Origin of the sequence: Limnohabitans sp. (genome assembly GCF_046052765.1) — a bacterium.
Taxonomy (GTDB): Bacteria; Pseudomonadota; Gammaproteobacteria; order Burkholderiales; family Burkholderiaceae_C; genus Limnohabitans.
Genome location: NZ_JAVLFQ010000018.1, coordinates 1 through 14,585, shown reverse-complemented (window position 1 = coordinate 14,585; position 14,585 = coordinate 1). Strand labels below are relative to the sequence as shown.

Annotated in this window: 15 protein-coding genes; 8 read left to right on the top strand and 7 right to left on the bottom strand. The window is 53.1% G+C overall.

Annotated features, from left to right (window positions below; genetic code table 11):
* The first annotated feature begins 5 nt into the window (after positions 1–5).
* From infB to rlmB, 7 genes are all read left to right on the top strand, one after another.
* Positions 6–2,792 (top strand): translation initiation factor IF-2, encoded by a 2,787-nt coding sequence (gene infB / locus AC9UG7_RS01585; protein WP_509583421.1) that lies wholly within the window; start codon positions 6–8, stop codon positions 2,790–2,792.
* A 9-nt stretch (positions 2,793–2,801) separates the two neighbouring features.
* A complete protein-coding gene (rbfA, locus tag AC9UG7_RS01580) occupies positions 2,802–3,173 on the top strand; it encodes a 30S ribosome-binding factor RbfA (RefSeq protein WP_509583420.1) in 372 nt (123 codons plus the stop codon).
* Positions 3,174–3,175: 2 nt separating this feature from the next.
* Entirely contained in the window at positions 3,176–4,126 is a 951-nt protein-coding gene (gene truB / locus AC9UG7_RS01575; protein ID WP_509583418.1) for a tRNA pseudouridine(55) synthase TruB, read from the top strand.
* Positions 4,123–5,949 carry a translational GTPase TypA gene (typA, locus tag AC9UG7_RS01570; RefSeq protein WP_509583416.1) on the top strand — a complete coding sequence of 609 codons (1,827 nt, stop codon included), beginning with the start codon at positions 4,123–4,125 and terminating at the stop codon, positions 5,947–5,949. Before truB ends, typA begins: the two co-directional genes overlap by 4 nt.
* Before the next feature lie 9 nt (positions 5,950–5,958).
* A complete protein-coding gene (locus tag AC9UG7_RS01565) occupies positions 5,959–6,849 on the top strand; it encodes a DMT family transporter (RefSeq protein ID WP_509583414.1) in 891 nt (296 codons plus the stop codon).
* Positions 6,842–7,990: an enoyl-CoA hydratase/isomerase family protein gene (locus tag AC9UG7_RS01560; RefSeq protein ID WP_509583412.1), complete on the top strand. Its 1,149-nt coding sequence runs from the start codon at positions 6,842–6,844 to the stop codon at positions 7,988–7,990. Before AC9UG7_RS01565 ends, AC9UG7_RS01560 begins: the two co-directional genes overlap by 8 nt.
* A gap of 83 nt (positions 7,991–8,073) precedes the next feature.
* Entirely contained in the window at positions 8,074–8,820 is a 747-nt protein-coding gene (gene rlmB, locus AC9UG7_RS01555; protein WP_509583410.1) for a 23S rRNA (guanosine(2251)-2'-O)-methyltransferase RlmB, read from the top strand.
* Positions 8,821–8,877: 57 nt separating this feature from the next.
* On the opposite strand, the gene AC9UG7_RS01550 is transcribed toward rlmB, so the two are convergent.
* The 3 genes from AC9UG7_RS01550 to AC9UG7_RS01540 are packed head-to-tail and all read right to left on the bottom strand — an operon-like array spanning position 8,878 to position 10,566.
* Entirely contained in the window at positions 8,878–9,408 is a 531-nt protein-coding gene (locus AC9UG7_RS01550) for a GNAT family N-acetyltransferase (protein WP_509583408.1), read from the bottom strand.
* 4 nt (positions 9,409–9,412) lie between these two features.
* Positions 9,413–9,994: a chromate transporter gene (locus AC9UG7_RS01545; protein WP_509583406.1), complete on the bottom strand. Its 582-nt coding sequence runs from the start codon at positions 9,992–9,994 to the stop codon at positions 9,413–9,415.
* A complete protein-coding gene (locus AC9UG7_RS01540; protein ID WP_509583405.1) occupies positions 9,991–10,566 on the bottom strand; it encodes a chromate transporter in 576 nt (191 codons plus the stop codon). Before AC9UG7_RS01540 ends, AC9UG7_RS01545 begins: the two co-directional genes overlap by 4 nt.
* A gap of 125 nt (positions 10,567–10,691) precedes the next feature.
* Here AC9UG7_RS01540 and AC9UG7_RS01535 point away from each other — a divergent pair, with 125 nt between their 5' ends.
* Entirely contained in the window at positions 10,692–13,100 is a 2,409-nt protein-coding gene (locus tag AC9UG7_RS01535; protein WP_509583403.1) for a YgiQ family radical SAM protein, read from the top strand.
* A 13-nt stretch (positions 13,101–13,113) separates the two neighbouring features.
* Here the strand turns inward: AC9UG7_RS01535 and AC9UG7_RS01530 are convergent, their stop codons facing one another.
* The 4 genes from AC9UG7_RS01530 to AC9UG7_RS01515 form a co-directional block, all read right to left on the bottom strand.
* Positions 13,114–13,548, bottom strand: coding sequence for a type II toxin-antitoxin system VapC family toxin (locus AC9UG7_RS01530; RefSeq protein WP_509583401.1), 435 nt, complete (start codon positions 13,546–13,548; stop codon positions 13,114–13,116).
* Entirely contained in the window at positions 13,545–13,775 is a 231-nt protein-coding gene (locus AC9UG7_RS01525; RefSeq protein WP_509583399.1) for a type II toxin-antitoxin system Phd/YefM family antitoxin, read from the bottom strand. Before AC9UG7_RS01525 ends, AC9UG7_RS01530 begins: the two co-directional genes overlap by 4 nt.
* 150 nt (positions 13,776–13,925) lie before the next feature.
* Complete coding sequence (locus AC9UG7_RS01520) at positions 13,926–14,321, bottom strand: type II toxin-antitoxin system death-on-curing family toxin (protein WP_509583397.1); 396 nt, start codon at positions 14,319–14,321, stop codon at positions 13,926–13,928.
* Entirely contained in the window at positions 14,322–14,549 is a 228-nt protein-coding gene (locus AC9UG7_RS01515) for an AbrB/MazE/SpoVT family DNA-binding domain-containing protein (RefSeq protein ID WP_509583395.1), read from the bottom strand.
* Positions 14,550–14,585 lie beyond the last annotated feature (36 nt).

Sequence of the window (14,585 nt, the reverse complement as noted above, 5' to 3'; positions counted from 1 at the left end):
CACAGATGACCATCACAACGGTTGCCGAGTTTGCCAAGGAACTCAAAAAATCTCCCGATACGTTGCTTGAACAGCTGACATCAGCTGGCGTGTCCAAATCGTCCATTGACGACCCACTGACAGACGCAGACAAGCAGAAATTGCTGGGCTTTCTCAAAGCAAGCCATGGCACAGACACGTCAGAGCGTAAAAAAATCACGCTGGTGAAAAAATCCACGTCTGAAATCAAGCAAGCCGATGCCACTGGCAAAGCCCGCACGATTCAGGTGGAGGTCCGTAAAAAGCGTACCTTCGTCAAGCGTGATGAGGCTGATTCCACCGACGCTGAAGACCCACCGCAAGTTGTGACGCCAGCCGCACCTATTCTGGATCAGGCCGAGCTGGCCCGACGCGAAGAGGAAGCCCGCCGGCAGGCTGAATTTATCCGCCGTCAGGAAGAAGAACTGGCTGAAAAACGTCGCTTACGTGAAGCACAAGAAGCCAAAGAACGAGAGTCGCTGGCTGCTACGCCTGTGCTTAGCCATGACACAGACCTAGCAGCCGAGCAAGCAGCGCAGGCACAAGCTGCAGCGGCTGCACGCGAAGCAGTTGCCAAGGCCAGTGCAGAGGAGGACGCGGTTCGAGCCAAAGATTTGGATTCACGCCGTCGTACCGCCTTGGCTGAAGCCGAAGCCATTCGCACCATGATGAGTACACCTAAAAAGGTGTTGGTCACTAAAAAACCTGTGGTCGCTGAAAAAGCAGCCACGCCAGACCCCAAAGCCATCAAAGGCACGTTGCACAAACCCGCGGCAGGTTCAACCGCTCCTGCACGTGCGCCAGGCAGTGCGACCACCACCAAGGAAGGTCAAAAGGAAGTTAAGAGTGCCAAGTTGTCATCCAGTTGGGCTGACGAACAGGCCAAGAAGAAAGAAATCAAAACCCGTGGTGACGCCAGCGGTGGTGTAGGTCGCAACAGTTGGCGTGGCGGTCCTCGCGGCAAGCGCGAGCGTGACCGCGAAGAAACCCCTGTGCAAGCCGCACCTGTAGAGGCGCGCATTATCGAAGTGCACGTACCCGAAACCATCACCGTGGCTGAACTTGCCCACAAAATGGCAGTGAAAGCGTCTGAGGTCATCAAGCAATTGATGAAACTGGGCCAAATGGTGACCATCAATCAGCCCTTGGACCAAGACACCGCCATGATTGTGGTGGAGGAGATGGGGCACAAAGCCATCATCGCTTCACTAGACGATCCCGAGGCCTTCACTGAAGAAGAAGCATCCGCACACCACGGTGAGTCGTTGACGCGCGCGCCAGTGGTCACCGTCATGGGCCACGTCGACCATGGCAAAACCTCTTTGCTCGATTACATACGTCGTGCCAAAGTGGCCTCAGGCGAAGCCGGTGGTATCACACAGCACATCGGCGCTTACCACGTCGAAACACCGCGCGGCATGATTTCATTTTTGGACACACCTGGTCACGAGGCGTTCACCGCCATGCGTGCGCGTGGCGCCCAAGCGACCGATATTGTGATTTTGGTGGTGGCTGCAGACGATGGCGTCATGCCGCAGACCAAAGAAGCCATCAAGCATGCCAAGGCGGCAGGGGTTCCTATTGTGGTGGCGATCAACAAGATCGATAAGCCCGATGCCAATTCTGATCGCGTGAAAAGTGAACTGGTGGCAGAAGAAGTTATCCCCGAGGAATTCGGTGGAGATGCGCCTTTTGTTCCCGTGTCAGCCAAAACGGGTCAGGGCATTGATGAATTGCTCGAGCAAGTGCTGTTGCAAGCCGAGGTGCTGGAACTCAAAGCACCTATAGATGCGATGGCAAAAGGACTGGTGATTGAAGCCAGTTTGGACAAAGGTCGCGGTCCGGTTGCTACCATTTTGGTTCAGTCCGGCACATTGAAAACTGGTGACGTGGTGTTGGCGGGTCAAACCTTTGGTCGCGTTCGCGCCATGTTGGATGAAAACGGTAAAACCATCAAATCGGCTGGCCCTTCCATTCCTGTAGAAATTCAAGGTCTGACTGAAGTGCCACAAGCGGGTGATGAATTCATGGTGCTGTCAGATGAACGTCGCGCCCGTGAAATTGCCACTTACCGTGCCGGTAAATTTCGCAATACCAAACTGGCTAAACAACAAGCCGCCAAACTGGAAAACATGTTCACCGACATGGGCTCCGGCGAAGTCAAAAATCTGCCCATCATCATCAAGGCCGATGTACAGGGCTCGCAAGAAGCGCTGGCGACTTCGTTGCTCAAACTCACCAACGAAGAAATCCGGGTGCAATTGGTTTATGGTGCGGTAGGCGGCATCAGCGAATCCGATGTCAATTTAGCCATCGCCTCCAAGGCCGTCATCATTGGTTTCAATACCCGTGCTGATGCAGGTGCGCGTAAATTGGCTGAGAACAACGGCGTCGAAATTCGTTACTACAACATCATTTATGACGCTGTAGACGAACTCAAAGCAGCCATGTCAGGCATGTTGACGCCAGACAAAAAAGAAGAAGTCATTGGCATGGCCGAAATTCGCCAAGTCTTCCGTATCAGCAAAATCGGTGCGATCGCAGGCTGTATGGTCACCAATGGTGTGGTGCGTCGAAATGCGCGTCTGCGCTTATTGCGTGACAACGTGGTGGTGTTCACCGGCGAACTGGAGAGCCTTAAACGGTTCAAGGATGACGTGCGCGAAGTCAAGGAAAGTTTCGAGTGCGGCTTGAACCTCAAAGGCTATAACGACATCCAAGAGGGTGACCAACTTGAGTTCTTTGAAATCAAGGAAATCGCCCGCACGATTTAATTTTTTCGCATGCCAGCCAAGAAGTCGTCCACAGCCCACCGCGGTTTTCGCGTCGCCGACCAAATCCAGCGCGATTTGTCGGAGTTGATCCGCGAACTCAAAGATCCGCGCCTGGGTATGGTGACTATCCAATCGGTTGAAGTCACACCAGATTACGCGCATGCCAAAGTGTTTTTCAGTGTGTTGTTAGGAGACGCCGAAGCCTGCGCCGAAGGTCTGAACCAAGCGGCAGGTTTTTTGCGCAATGGTTTGTTCAAACGCTTGCATATTCACACCGTTCCTACTTTGCATTTTCAATACGACCGCACCCCCGAGCGCGCCGCCGATATGAACGCGCTGATCGCCCGTGCCGTCGCCTCCCGCGCCAAAGAAACCGACTGACCATGAACTCGCCACGCACACGGGTGCAACGGCGTCCCGTGCATGGGGTGTTGTTGCTCGATAAACCGCTGGGACTCTCCAGCAACCAGGCTTTGCAAAAAGCCAAGTGGTTGTTGCGTGCAGAAAAAGCCGGCCATACCGGCACGCTCGATCCCTTGGCCACTGGCGTGTTGCCCTTGTGCTTTGGAGCAGCCACCAAATTCAGTCAACTGCACTTGGACGCTGACAAAACTTACGAGGCCGTGCTGCGCTTGGGTCAGCGCACAACAACGGCTGACGCTGAAGGCGAAGTCATCGCCGAGGCCACTGTCGATTTCACGCCTGACAAATTGCAGCAAGTACAAGCGCTGTTCACGGGTGAACTTATGCAGTTGCCGCCCATGCACAGCGCATTGAAAAAAGACGGCAAGGCCTTGTACGAATATGCGCGTGAAGGTGTGGACGTAGAGCGCACACCACGTCGTGTCACAGTTTATGCGTTGCATTTGAGCGAACTGCCGATTGTGGACGGCGTACGCAGCGTCGCTTTGCACGCGCGTTGTAGCAAAGGCACATACATACGCACCTTAGGCGAAGACATTGGCATTGCTCTGGGTTGCGGCGCATTTTTGTCGTCTCTAAGGCGAGTTCAAAGCGGCGTTTTTTTAGCCAAAGATTGTGTCACGCTGACTGATCTTGAGAGCTTTGCAGAAGACAAGCGCCACGCTTCTTTACTGCCTGTCGATGCCTTGCTGGACAGTCATCAAGCCATCACATTGCCAAGCGAAGATGCAGGACGTTTTCTCAGCGGCCTGCGCCGCCGTGGTGATTGGCCTGACCATGCGCAGGTGGCTGTGTATGGCAGCAACCCGCATTCATTGCTCGGCACCGCCCATGTGCATGCCGGTGAACTGATACCAGAACGCTTACTGAACCCCCAAGAAATCCAATCCTTACTCGAGAGTGCCGCATGACTTTACAAATTAGAAACATCGCCATCATTGCCCACGTTGACCATGGCAAAACCACCATGGTTGACCAGTTGCTGCGCCAGTCCGGCACGTTTGCTGAACATGAAAAAGTGGTGGATACCGTGATGGACAACAACGCGATTGAACGCGAACGCGGCATCACTATCTTGGCAAAAAACTGCGCGGTCAGCTGGAAAGGCACCCATATCAACATTGTGGACACCCCTGGACACGCGGACTTCGGCGGTGAAGTCGAGCGTGCATTGTCCATGGTTGACGGTGTGGTGTTGCTCATCGATGCACAAGAAGGCCCGATGCCACAAACCCGCTTCGTCACGAAAAAAGCTTTGGCGCTGGGCTTGAAGCCCATCGTTGTGGTCAACAAAGTGGACAAACCTGGTTCACGCCCCAGCGTTGTGATTAACCAAGCGTTTGAGTTGTTTGACAAGCTCGGTGCCAACGATGAGCAACTCGATTTCCCCGTGGTTTACGCCTCTGGTATCAACGGATGGTCATCGCTGGTCGAAGGCGAACAGGGCGAGCAGTGGGGCCCTGACATGTCGGCCTTGTTTGAAACTGTGTTGAAACATGTGCCACCTCAAAGCGGCGACCCGACTGCACCTTTGCAATTACAGATCTCCGCACTGGACTTTTCCACTTTTGTGGGTCGTATTGGTGTAGGCCGCATAAGCGCAGGCACCATCAAACCGAATATGGACGTGGTGGTCGTCGCAGGCCTGGATGGCACGCCAGTCAAGGGTCGCGTCAACCAAGTGTTGAAGTTCCAAGGTTTGGACCGTATTCAAGCCACCGAGGCCGGTCCTGGAGATATTGTGCTGATCAACGGCATTGCCGAGATAGGCATTGGTGTGACTATCACCGATCCGCTCAATCCCAAACCCCTGCCCATGTTGAAAGTGGACGAGCCTACGTTGACCATGAATTTTTGTGTCAACACTTCCCCGTTGGCGGGTCGTGAAGGCAAGTACGTGACCAGCCGCCAAATCTGGGACCGTTTGCAAAAAGAACTGCAAGCCAACGTCGCGTTGAAAGTGAAAGAAACCGACGAAGACGGTATTTTTGAAGTCTCGGGTCGCGGTGAATTGCACTTGATTATTTTGTTGGAAAACATGCGCCGCGAAGGCTATGAGTTGGCCGTGTCAAAACCGCGCGTGGTGTACCGTGAGATTGATGGCGAACGTTGCGAACCCATTGAGTTGGTGACCGCCGATATCGAGGAACAACACCAAGGGGGCGTCATGCAAGCCTTGGGCGAGCGCAAAGGCGATTTGGTCAACATGGAGTCTGACGGACGTGGTCGTGTGCGATTGGAATACCGTATACCTGCGCGTGGTTTGATTGGTTTCACGACTGAGTTTTTGAATTTGACGCGTGGCTCAGGTCTGATCTCAAATATTTTTGACCGCTACGAAGCCCACAAAGGTGAGATTGGCGGACGCAAAAACGGCGTGCTGATTTCCATGGATGACGGTGAAATTTTCACCTACGCCTTGGGCAAACTCGACGACCGTGGCCGTATGTTTGTCAAACCTAATGATCCTGTGTACGAAGGCATGATTGTCGGTATACACAGCCGCGACAACGACTTGGTGGTAAACGCCACGCGTACCAAGCAGTTGACCAACTTCCGCGTCTCAGGCAAGGAAGACGCGATCAAAATCACGCCGCCCATTCAACTGACATTGGAGTATGGCGTGCAGTTCATTGAAGACGACGAGTTGGTCGAAATCACGCCTAAGAGCGTGCGACTGCGTAAACGTCACTTGAAAGAGCACGAGCGCAAACGCGCCAGCCGCGAAGCCTGAGTTTTTGCAATGAACTTCAAGCTGAGCCATGCACAAGCTTTGGGGTTGATGGTGTTGGCCACTTTATTGTGGTCAATGGCTGGCATTGTGTCTCGACAAATCACACAGGCACAGGGTTTTGAAGTCACGTTCTGGCGCAGTTTTTTCACCTTGCTCGCATTGGCCTTGGGTTTGACATGGGCCACTCAAGGCAAGGTGTGGCGATTGGCTCAGTTTTATTCACGCACACTCTGGCTGTCGGGGCTGTGCTGGTCGGTCATGTTCACCGCCTTCATGCTTGCCATGACCATGACCACGGTCGCCAATGTGCTCATCACTTTGTCACTCGGCCCCTTGCTGACCGCTTTGCTGCACCGATTGTTAGGCGGACAGACTTTGTCTCGCCAAACCTGGGGCGCAATCACGTTAGCCGCTGTGGGCATAGGCTATATGTTCTTGTCGCAAATCCAGTTGGATGGCGGTCAACATTTAAAGGGTATGTTGGTGGCTGTGTGCGTACCCATGGCTGGTTCGGTGCAATGGAATCTGATGAAAACGCGCCAACAAGACGCAGCACAAATGAATATGCTGCCAGCTATTTTGATTGGCGCGGTCTTGTCGTGTTTATTCACCGCCCCTCTGGCTTTTCCTGCCACCGCTAACGCCTCTGATATGCAATGGTTGGCTATGTTGGGCGTGTTTCAATTGGCGTTGCCATGTACTTTGGCCGTCTTGAGTTCGCAGGTCTTGAAGCCGCACGAAGTGGCTTTGCTGGCTTTGCTTGAGGTGTTGTTCGGCATCAGTTGGGCGTGGTGGGGTGCGAATGAAGCGCCTGGCTTGCCCGTGATGTTGGGCGGTAGTCTGGTGCTGATGGCGCTGGCTGGAAATGAATATGCAAGTTGGAGGCAGCGCAATGGATAAATTACATGTTGAATTGCCAAGCGGCGATGTGTTGGCGCAGGTCGATGGACACGTAGGTTTGATCACACTCAACCGCGCCAAGGCATTGAACGCTTTGTCTTTGACGATGGTGCGCGACATCACACAGGTCTTGCTGGCCTGGCAATCTGATGACACAGTGAAAGCTGTGGCCATGCGCGGTATGGGTCGAGAGGGCGAGTTCGGTGCGTTTTGCGCGGGTGGTGACATACGTTTTTTTCACCAAGCCGCATTGGCTGGTGACCCGCAACTGGAAGATTTTTTCACCGAAGAATATGCGCTGAACCATTTGATTCATCGCTACACCAAGCCCTGCATGGTGTTCATGGATGGCGTGGTCATGGGTGGCGGCATGGGCTTGGCACAGGGCGCGAGACTGCGCATTGCCACCGACAAAACCAAAATGGCCATGCCCGAGACCACGATCGGTTTGTTCCCCGATGTAGGCGGCGGTTTTTTCCTCAGCCGTTGCCAAGGCGCATTGGGTGAGTATTTGGGTTTAAGCGGGCAGATGTTGAACGGCGCAGAAGCTGTGTTCGCAGGCTTGGCCGATGTGTTGTGCCCGAGTTCTGATTTGCCCGCCATGTGGGACAGCTTGCCCATGCTTGATTGGCAGCACCCCGATAAGGCCTTGCAACAACTGACGCAGCCTTATACAGCCGCTACTGCATCTGCCCAAACTCACACACCTGCTTGGTGGAACGCGCAGTTGAATAACGTGTTTGCACTCGCAGACGTACACGCTATTGCCAACGCGTTGGCTGCTGCCGCTGATGAATTGTCGGCAGCAGCATTGCAAGCCTTGCACAAACGTTCACCGCTGATGCTGTCCGTGACGCTAGAACAAATCAGGCGTGCTCGCCACATGGGTTTGGCTGATGAGTTGCGTATGGAGCGCGACATGGTGCGACACAGTTTTCACCCCGTGCATTTGCAGCGTGCCGCCGCGCACAGCGACACGGTCGAGGGCATTCGTGCGCTGGCGGTGGACAAAGACCATGCGCCAAAGTGGCAACCACCGCGCTTGGAAGACATCAGCGCAGACATGGTGCAAGCATTTTTTGACAGCGCATGGCCAGTGCATGCGCACCCGCTAAGGCATTTGGCAGACCCAGTGGCCTAAGGCATTAAGCTAAAGACTAAATCCCCCCAAAGTTGAGTGAATCGATGTGTATCCTTTAAATGCACACCCAAAGAAAGTAGTGAATGGCCTCCAGCCCTAAAGTATTGTTTGGTTTTCATGCGGTCGGTGTGCGACTGAAAACCACGCCTGCGTCAGTGATTGAGGTGTTCTTCGATCCTAGCCGTCGTGATGCACGCATGCGGCAGTTTCAAGAACGCGCCAAAGAAGCCAAAGTGAAACTGGTGGAGGCCGACGGCATGCGACTGGCGCAACTGGCGGGTAACCACGGCCACCAAGGCGTGGTAGCGCGGGTGCATGCGATTGACATTGCCAAGTCGCTGGATGAATGTCTGGAGGCATTGCCCGAGGATGAACCGGCGTTGATTTTGGTGCTGGATGGCATCACCGATCCGCATAACCTAGGTGCTTGTTTGCGTGTGGCTGATGGTGCCGGCGTACACGCGGTGATTGCGCCCAAAGACCATGCCGTAGGCATCAACGCCACTGTCGCCAAAGTCGCCAGTGGTGCCGCAGAAACCGTGCCGTATTTCATGGTGACCAATTTGGCGCGCACCTTGAATGAACTGAAAGAACGCAACATCTGGATCACCGGTACAAGCGATGACGCGGACAAAACGCTTTATGACGTGGATTTGAAAATATCGACTGCCTGGGTGTTGGGCGCTGAAGGCAGCGGTCTGCGTCAACTGACACGCAAGACCTGCGATCAACTCGTCCGTATTCCCATGGCGGGCGGCGTCGAGAGTTTGAACGTGTCGGTGGCAAGTGGCATATGTCTTTACGAGACAGTCAGGCAGCGCATAGGTTGACCTCTGTCGATGTGCTTGACATTGACACACGCAATTTTTCAATACGAACTGGTGGGTTTAATCCGCAAGCAGCGCCCAGCGCTCATGGTCACGCCACTGACCGTTCTTTTTTAAAAAGCGTGGACTCAAGCCTTCTTTGCTGAAACCGCAAGCCCGCACCAAAGCGATAGACGCCAGATTTTCTGGTTGTATGTTGGCTTCGAGTCGGTGCAATTTCAATCGATCAAAAGCGATAGGTATTACCAGTGACACGGCTTGACGCATCAAACCCTGTTTGAAATGCGGCTGAAATCCGTAATAAATCAGGTAGGCGTTTTGAAAGTCGCCGTGGAAAATATCGCGCAATTCCACCACACCTGCCAGTGCTTGGCTGTCCGTTCTGATCACAGCAAATGCCTTGTCTTCACTGGTGTTCATTTCTTTCACGTAGCGCTGAAATGCGGGGCGCGATAAAGGTACTTGAACCCAGGGTTTAAGGAATTCGCGACTGATGCGAACAGCTTGCATGAAGGCGTCTTCATCGGCGGCTTTGAGCGGGCGCAATCGAACACCAACCGTATGGTTTGTGGTGAGTCTTTGGTCGTTCACTTTGTCACAACCCGAACACGCCTGCTGCCAATGCGCCCACCAACATCAGCCAAAGCAAATGAATCCGCGTGAACAACACCAACAAGGTGCTGATGCCACACATCACCATCAGTCGCCAATCCATGATCGGGTTGCTGGCAGACTCGAGCAGCCAACCGGTAGACAACATCAGTCCTGTGACCAGCGGCAACATGCCCGTCTTGAAGGCACGCACACCCAAGGCGTGTTGATGTTTTTGCAGCCAAGTGCTCATGGTGAACGTCAATAAAGACGAGGGGATGACGGTGCACAGCAGCAACAACCCTGCGGTGAATAAACCGACCAACACTACAGGCACGCCTTGGGCAATAGACGCTGCATGTTGAGTGCCAATGTTCCAACCCATGACTGCGACCAACAAAATATTTGGGCCTGGTGCAATTTGCGACAGGGTCAGCGATTGACTGAACAATGGCTCAGACATCAAGAAATGTTCGTTGACCAGATACCTGTGCATTTCAGGCACGATGGACAAAGCACCACCCACAGCCAGCACGGACAGCATGGCGAAATGCGACAACAAATCCAACCACTCATAGGCAGTCATGCTGGGCTACCTTGGTAAAGCCGCCAGCCACAAGCCACACACGACAGCAAGCCGACGCTAGAGATGACTTGCAGCAAAGGCCAGTGCCACACTGCCGCCAAAAACGCGCTCAAACCTGCCAAAGCAAAAGCCATTGGCCAGCCCAGCACATGTCGTCGCAACAAAGGAAAAAATCGACACCCTGCCGCTACGACCATGCCCGCAGCGGTGACACCCATGCCATGCAACGCATGTTGAACAAAGGCAAAGCTGCTCAGGGATTGAAAAACATAAACCACTAACAGCATGAGCAATCCGGGCGCCAGTAACAAACCTGATGCGGCCACCACCGAACCCCAAGGGCCGAAAAATCGGTTGCCCAACATGACCGAGAGGTTCACCACATTCGGCCCTGGCAAGGTTTGCGCCAGTGCCCATTCCTCGGCAAACGTAGCCAGACTCAGCCATTGGCGTTTGTCCACCAGTTCGCGTTGAACCACCGTCAGCACGCCCCCGAAACCTTGCAAACCAAGCAGAGTGAAAGAGAGAAACAACTCCCACAGGGACTTTGGACGATGGCTGGCGTTGATCATCAGGTCAGTTTAAGCCCTGAATTACGCGCGTTTTCGTGTATTTTCGAATCAATGCCATTGCAATGTATGCGGCAATGATGCCTGCCGAGAGTGAAAAATACCTGAACGCCTAGAATCAAGGGCTCATGAACGCCCCTATAGACGTCTCTTTTTTCAATCGCGCCGCCAAGCCACTGAGCAGTTACCGCAAGTACTGGGCGGCGCGTTTCGGCACAGCCCCGTATTTACCCATGAGCCGTGCAGAAATGACGCAGCTCGGCTGGGACAGTTGCGACATCATTTTGGTCACTGGCGACGCGTATGTAGATCACCCAAGTTTTGGTATGGCAGTCATCGGCCGCATGTTGGAAGCGCAAGGCTTTCGCGTTGGCATCATTGCCCAGCCCGAATGGCACAGCGCCGAGCCGTTTCAAGCATTAGGTCAACCCAATTTGTTTTTTGGTGTGACCGCAGGCAATATGGACTCGATGATCAACCGCTATACCGCGGACCGCAAAATCCGAAGCGACGATGCGTACACGGCTGGCGGCATCGGCGGTAAGCGACCTGACCGCAGCGTGTTGGTTTATACCCAGCGGTGTCGTGAAGCTTATCCCCAAGTACCCATCATCATTGGCGGCATCGAAGCCTCATTGCGCCGTATCGCGCATTACGATTATTGGCAAGACAAAGTGCGGCGATCCATACTGGTTGATGCCAAAGCCGATTTGCTGCTCTACGGCAACGCTGAACGTGCGCTGGTAGAGGTGGCGCATCGCATCGCCGCCAAAGAACCCATCACGCAAATCACCGATGTGCGCGGCACGGCTTTTCTGGTGCGCGAAGCGCCATCAGACTGGTTTGAAATTGATTCCACCGAAGTGGATACGCCCGGGCGCATAGAAGCGCATGTGAATCCTTATCTGATGGTGAGTGACCAAGCCAAAGCGCAAGGCGAAAGCTGTGCGCGTGAAGACGAGGCGCAGGCGGTCGCTGATGCGGCCAACCAACAAGTCAGCCTTCATGGTGTATCCCCCACTGACGGTGCCCTGTCAACAAAGCCTGTTAGCTCATCAATCAGCAACATAAAATCAAGCACTGTTTCAAGTGCAGGCTTCACCACTTCTCCTTTGCAATTCGTACCCAACCCTGCGCTGCAAGGCAAAGGCAAACTCAAAGTACCGCCGCGTGAGCGCTCAGTCATCCGCTTGCCGTCTTATGAGCAAATCAAATCAGATCCGGTCTTGTACGCGCATGCCAACCGCGTATTGCATTTAGAAACCAACCCCGGTAACGCGCGTGCCTTGGTGCAAGCGCACGGCGAGGGGCGCACCGCGCGGGATGTGTGGATCAACCCGCCGCCCATTCCGCTGACCACCGCAGAGATGGACCATGTGTTCGATTTACCGTATGCGCGAAGCCCGCACCCTGCGTATGCAGACAAGCAAGGTGGGCACGACGGCGAAACCAAAATCCCCGCATGGGAAATGATTCGCTTCAGCGTCAACATCATGCGCGGCTGCTTTGGCGGTTGCACGTTTTGTTCCATCACAGAGCACGAAGGCCGCATCATCCAAAGTCGAAGCGAGGAATCTATCCTGCGGGAAATTGAAGACATACGCGACAAAGTGCCGGGCTTTACCGGCGTGGTCAGCGACTTGGGTGGTCCCACCGCCAACATGTACCGCATCGGTTGCAAAACACCTGAGATTGAAGCGGCGTGCCGCAAACCGAGTTGCGTCTTCCCCGGTATATGCCAAAACCTCAACACCAGCCATGCGCCGCTGATACAGCTTTACCGTAAAGCGCGTGCGCTGCGTGGCGTGAAAAAAATCCTCATTGGTTCTGGCTTGCGCTATGACTTGGCGGTCGAAAGCCCCGAGTACGTGAAAGAACTGGTGACCCACCATGTGGGCGGTTATTTGAAGATCGCGCCCGAGCACACCGAGGGCAGCCCCTTGTCGATGATGATGAAACCGGGCATAGGTAGCTATGAGCGGTTCAAGCAAATGTTTGATAAATACAGCGCAGAGGCGGGCAAGAAACAATATTTGATTCCATACTTCATCGCCGCCCACCCTGGCACACGCGACGAAGACATGATGCACTTGGCCGTGTGGCTCAAGAAAAATGGTTTTCGCGCAGATCAGGTACAAACCTTTTATCCCAGCCCTATGGCCACGGCGACTGCCATGTACCACTCAGGCAAAAATCCGCTCAAGCGGGTAGGGCGCGATAGTGAAGCGGTGGATATTGTGCGCGGCGACAAACGCCGCAGGCTGCACAAAGCGTTTTTGCGCTACCACGACGCAAACAACTGGCCGCTGTTGCGCGAAGCACTCAAAGCCATGGGTCGTGCCGATTTGATAGGCAACGGGAAACAACATTTGATACCGCGTTTTCAGCCGCTCAACACCGAAGGCTATACCAGCAGCCGACGCAAAAACAGCACTGCTGCAACAGCTAAAACCTCACCTGTCACTACAGGAAGAGTGAAAGCAGCACCCGGAAAAATACTGACGCAGCACACAGGGTTGCCGCCGCGCAAAAAGTGAGCAAGCTTGGGGCTCATTCCTGATCTAAAGCGGCGATGGCAACACCATGTTTTTTTGCTGCTTTGCGCAAATCCTTGTCAAGAGTGGCTAAAGGACAGGACAAGTGTTCAGCCAGCAATAAATAAGTTGCGTCGTAAGCCGATAGATCAAGCTCACACGCTCTCAATGTAAAAAACATCACTTCTTGTGTGCCTTGGGTAGGAGGCACCACTTGTGCTTGCATATGGTTGATCAGCTCAAAGAAAGTCTGAGCATGAACGCGTGAGATAACTTCTACTTTCAAGGCCTTGGAAATGACATTGGCGGCTTCTGCTATGAACAATGCAGGAACAAACACCTCGCTGGTTTCCACAAGCTGAGCTACTCTGGTTGCGTACAAGCGGTCTAGGTCTGAACCGTCTTTGAACAACCATCGCATGACTACAGAGTTATCAACGACCAGTTTCACCTACGCCCCTCCAGCAACGCTGACTGAACGTCAAAAACTGGCAAGGATTCGCTCTCCATATGGGTTTGTACGCGTTTGGCAAAACCGGTTTTACTGACATTTGCTGACATAGGCATCAGTTGCGCCACAGGCACCCCTCTGACAGTGATTTCAAAGCTTTGTCCTTGTTGTACAGCTTTCACGTATTCGGACAGTTTGTTTTTGATTTCAGCAAGTTGTACCTGCATAGCTATTGCCCATTGTTTGTTAATCTGGGCATTATTTTACACGCAATTTCTTTAGATGTCTAGAAACATGTCTAGATGTAACTTTAAAAAACCCCGTTGAAGTGCCAGTAAACATGCTAAGCACTATTCAGCGCGGAGATATTTACGCCCTTATTCAGTTTTTTTTGCAACCGAATTGAGCCACTGAGTCAATTCTTCCTGCGATATGTTTCCCGCGGCCAGTTCCCAGAATATGGCGTAAAGCGTTTCTTGGCTTGCAACCACTTTATGTTGATTTAACTTCTGAAATAGCATACAAACCACGAAAGCCACACGTTTATTGCCATCTACAAAGGGATGATTTTTTGCAATAGCGTATGCATAGCTTGCGGCCAGACTTTTTATATTTGCTAGACCTTTTGAGAAGTAGTAGGCATTTTTCGGACTGGCTAAAGCAGATTCAAAAAGCCCTTCATCACGAATTCCTGTTCCACCGCCATGTTCAGCGAGTTGCCTTTGATGGATGGCTTTTACAGTTTCTGTCAATACCCAACTCGGTTCAGACATTTACTGTGACAATTTTTTCAGCACATCGCGGTTTTCGCGCATGATTTCCTCGGCGGCATCCATTTGTGATGCAAAGTCCGGGCGATATGAAGTGAGTTCAATCCCGCTAGATGTTTCCACCACGTACAAGGTGTCGCCTTTTTCAACTCTGAGCTTGCTCAAAAGCTCTTTGGGAAGAATGACGCCAACAGAGTTTCCTACGTTAGTGAGTTTGAGGGTGTTGATCATGAATTCACCTGCGCATAATTTGTATAACGCTTGTTA

Bases quoted from the DNA above. Each gene is read 5' to 3' on its own strand.
- infB (WP_509583421.1), top strand. From the start codon at position 6: ATGACCATCACAACGGTTGCCGAGTTTGCCAAGGAACTCAAAAAATCT.
- rbfA (WP_509583420.1), top strand. From the start codon at position 2,802: ATGCCAGCCAAGAAGTCGTCCACAGCCCACCGCGGTTTTCGCGTCGCC.
- truB (WP_509583418.1), top strand. From the start codon at position 3,176: ATGAACTCGCCACGCACACGGGTGCAACGGCGTCCCGTGCATGGGGTG.
- typA (WP_509583416.1), top strand. From the start codon at position 4,123: ATGACTTTACAAATTAGAAACATCGCCATCATTGCCCACGTTGACCAT.
- AC9UG7_RS01565 (WP_509583414.1), top strand. From the start codon at position 5,959: ATGAACTTCAAGCTGAGCCATGCACAAGCTTTGGGGTTGATGGTGTTG.
- AC9UG7_RS01560 (WP_509583412.1), top strand. From the start codon at position 6,842: ATGGATAAATTACATGTTGAATTGCCAAGCGGCGATGTGTTGGCGCAG.
- rlmB (WP_509583410.1), top strand. From the start codon at position 8,074: ATGGCCTCCAGCCCTAAAGTATTGTTTGGTTTTCATGCGGTCGGTGTG.
- AC9UG7_RS01545 (WP_509583406.1), bottom strand. From the start codon at position 9,994: ATGACTGCCTATGAGTGGTTGGATTTGTTGTCGCATTTCGCCATGCTG.
- AC9UG7_RS01540 (WP_509583405.1), bottom strand. From the start codon at position 10,566: ATGATCAACGCCAGCCATCGTCCAAAGTCCCTGTGGGAGTTGTTTCTC.
- AC9UG7_RS01535 (WP_509583403.1), top strand. From the start codon at position 10,692: ATGAACGCCCCTATAGACGTCTCTTTTTTCAATCGCGCCGCCAAGCCA.
- AC9UG7_RS01525 (WP_509583399.1), bottom strand. From the start codon at position 13,775: ATGCAGGTACAACTTGCTGAAATCAAAAACAAACTGTCCGAATACGTG.
- AC9UG7_RS01520 (WP_509583397.1), bottom strand. From the start codon at position 14,321: ATGTCTGAACCGAGTTGGGTATTGACAGAAACTGTAAAAGCCATCCAT.
- AC9UG7_RS01515 (WP_509583395.1), bottom strand. From the start codon at position 14,549: ATGATCAACACCCTCAAACTCACTAACGTAGGAAACTCTGTTGGCGTC.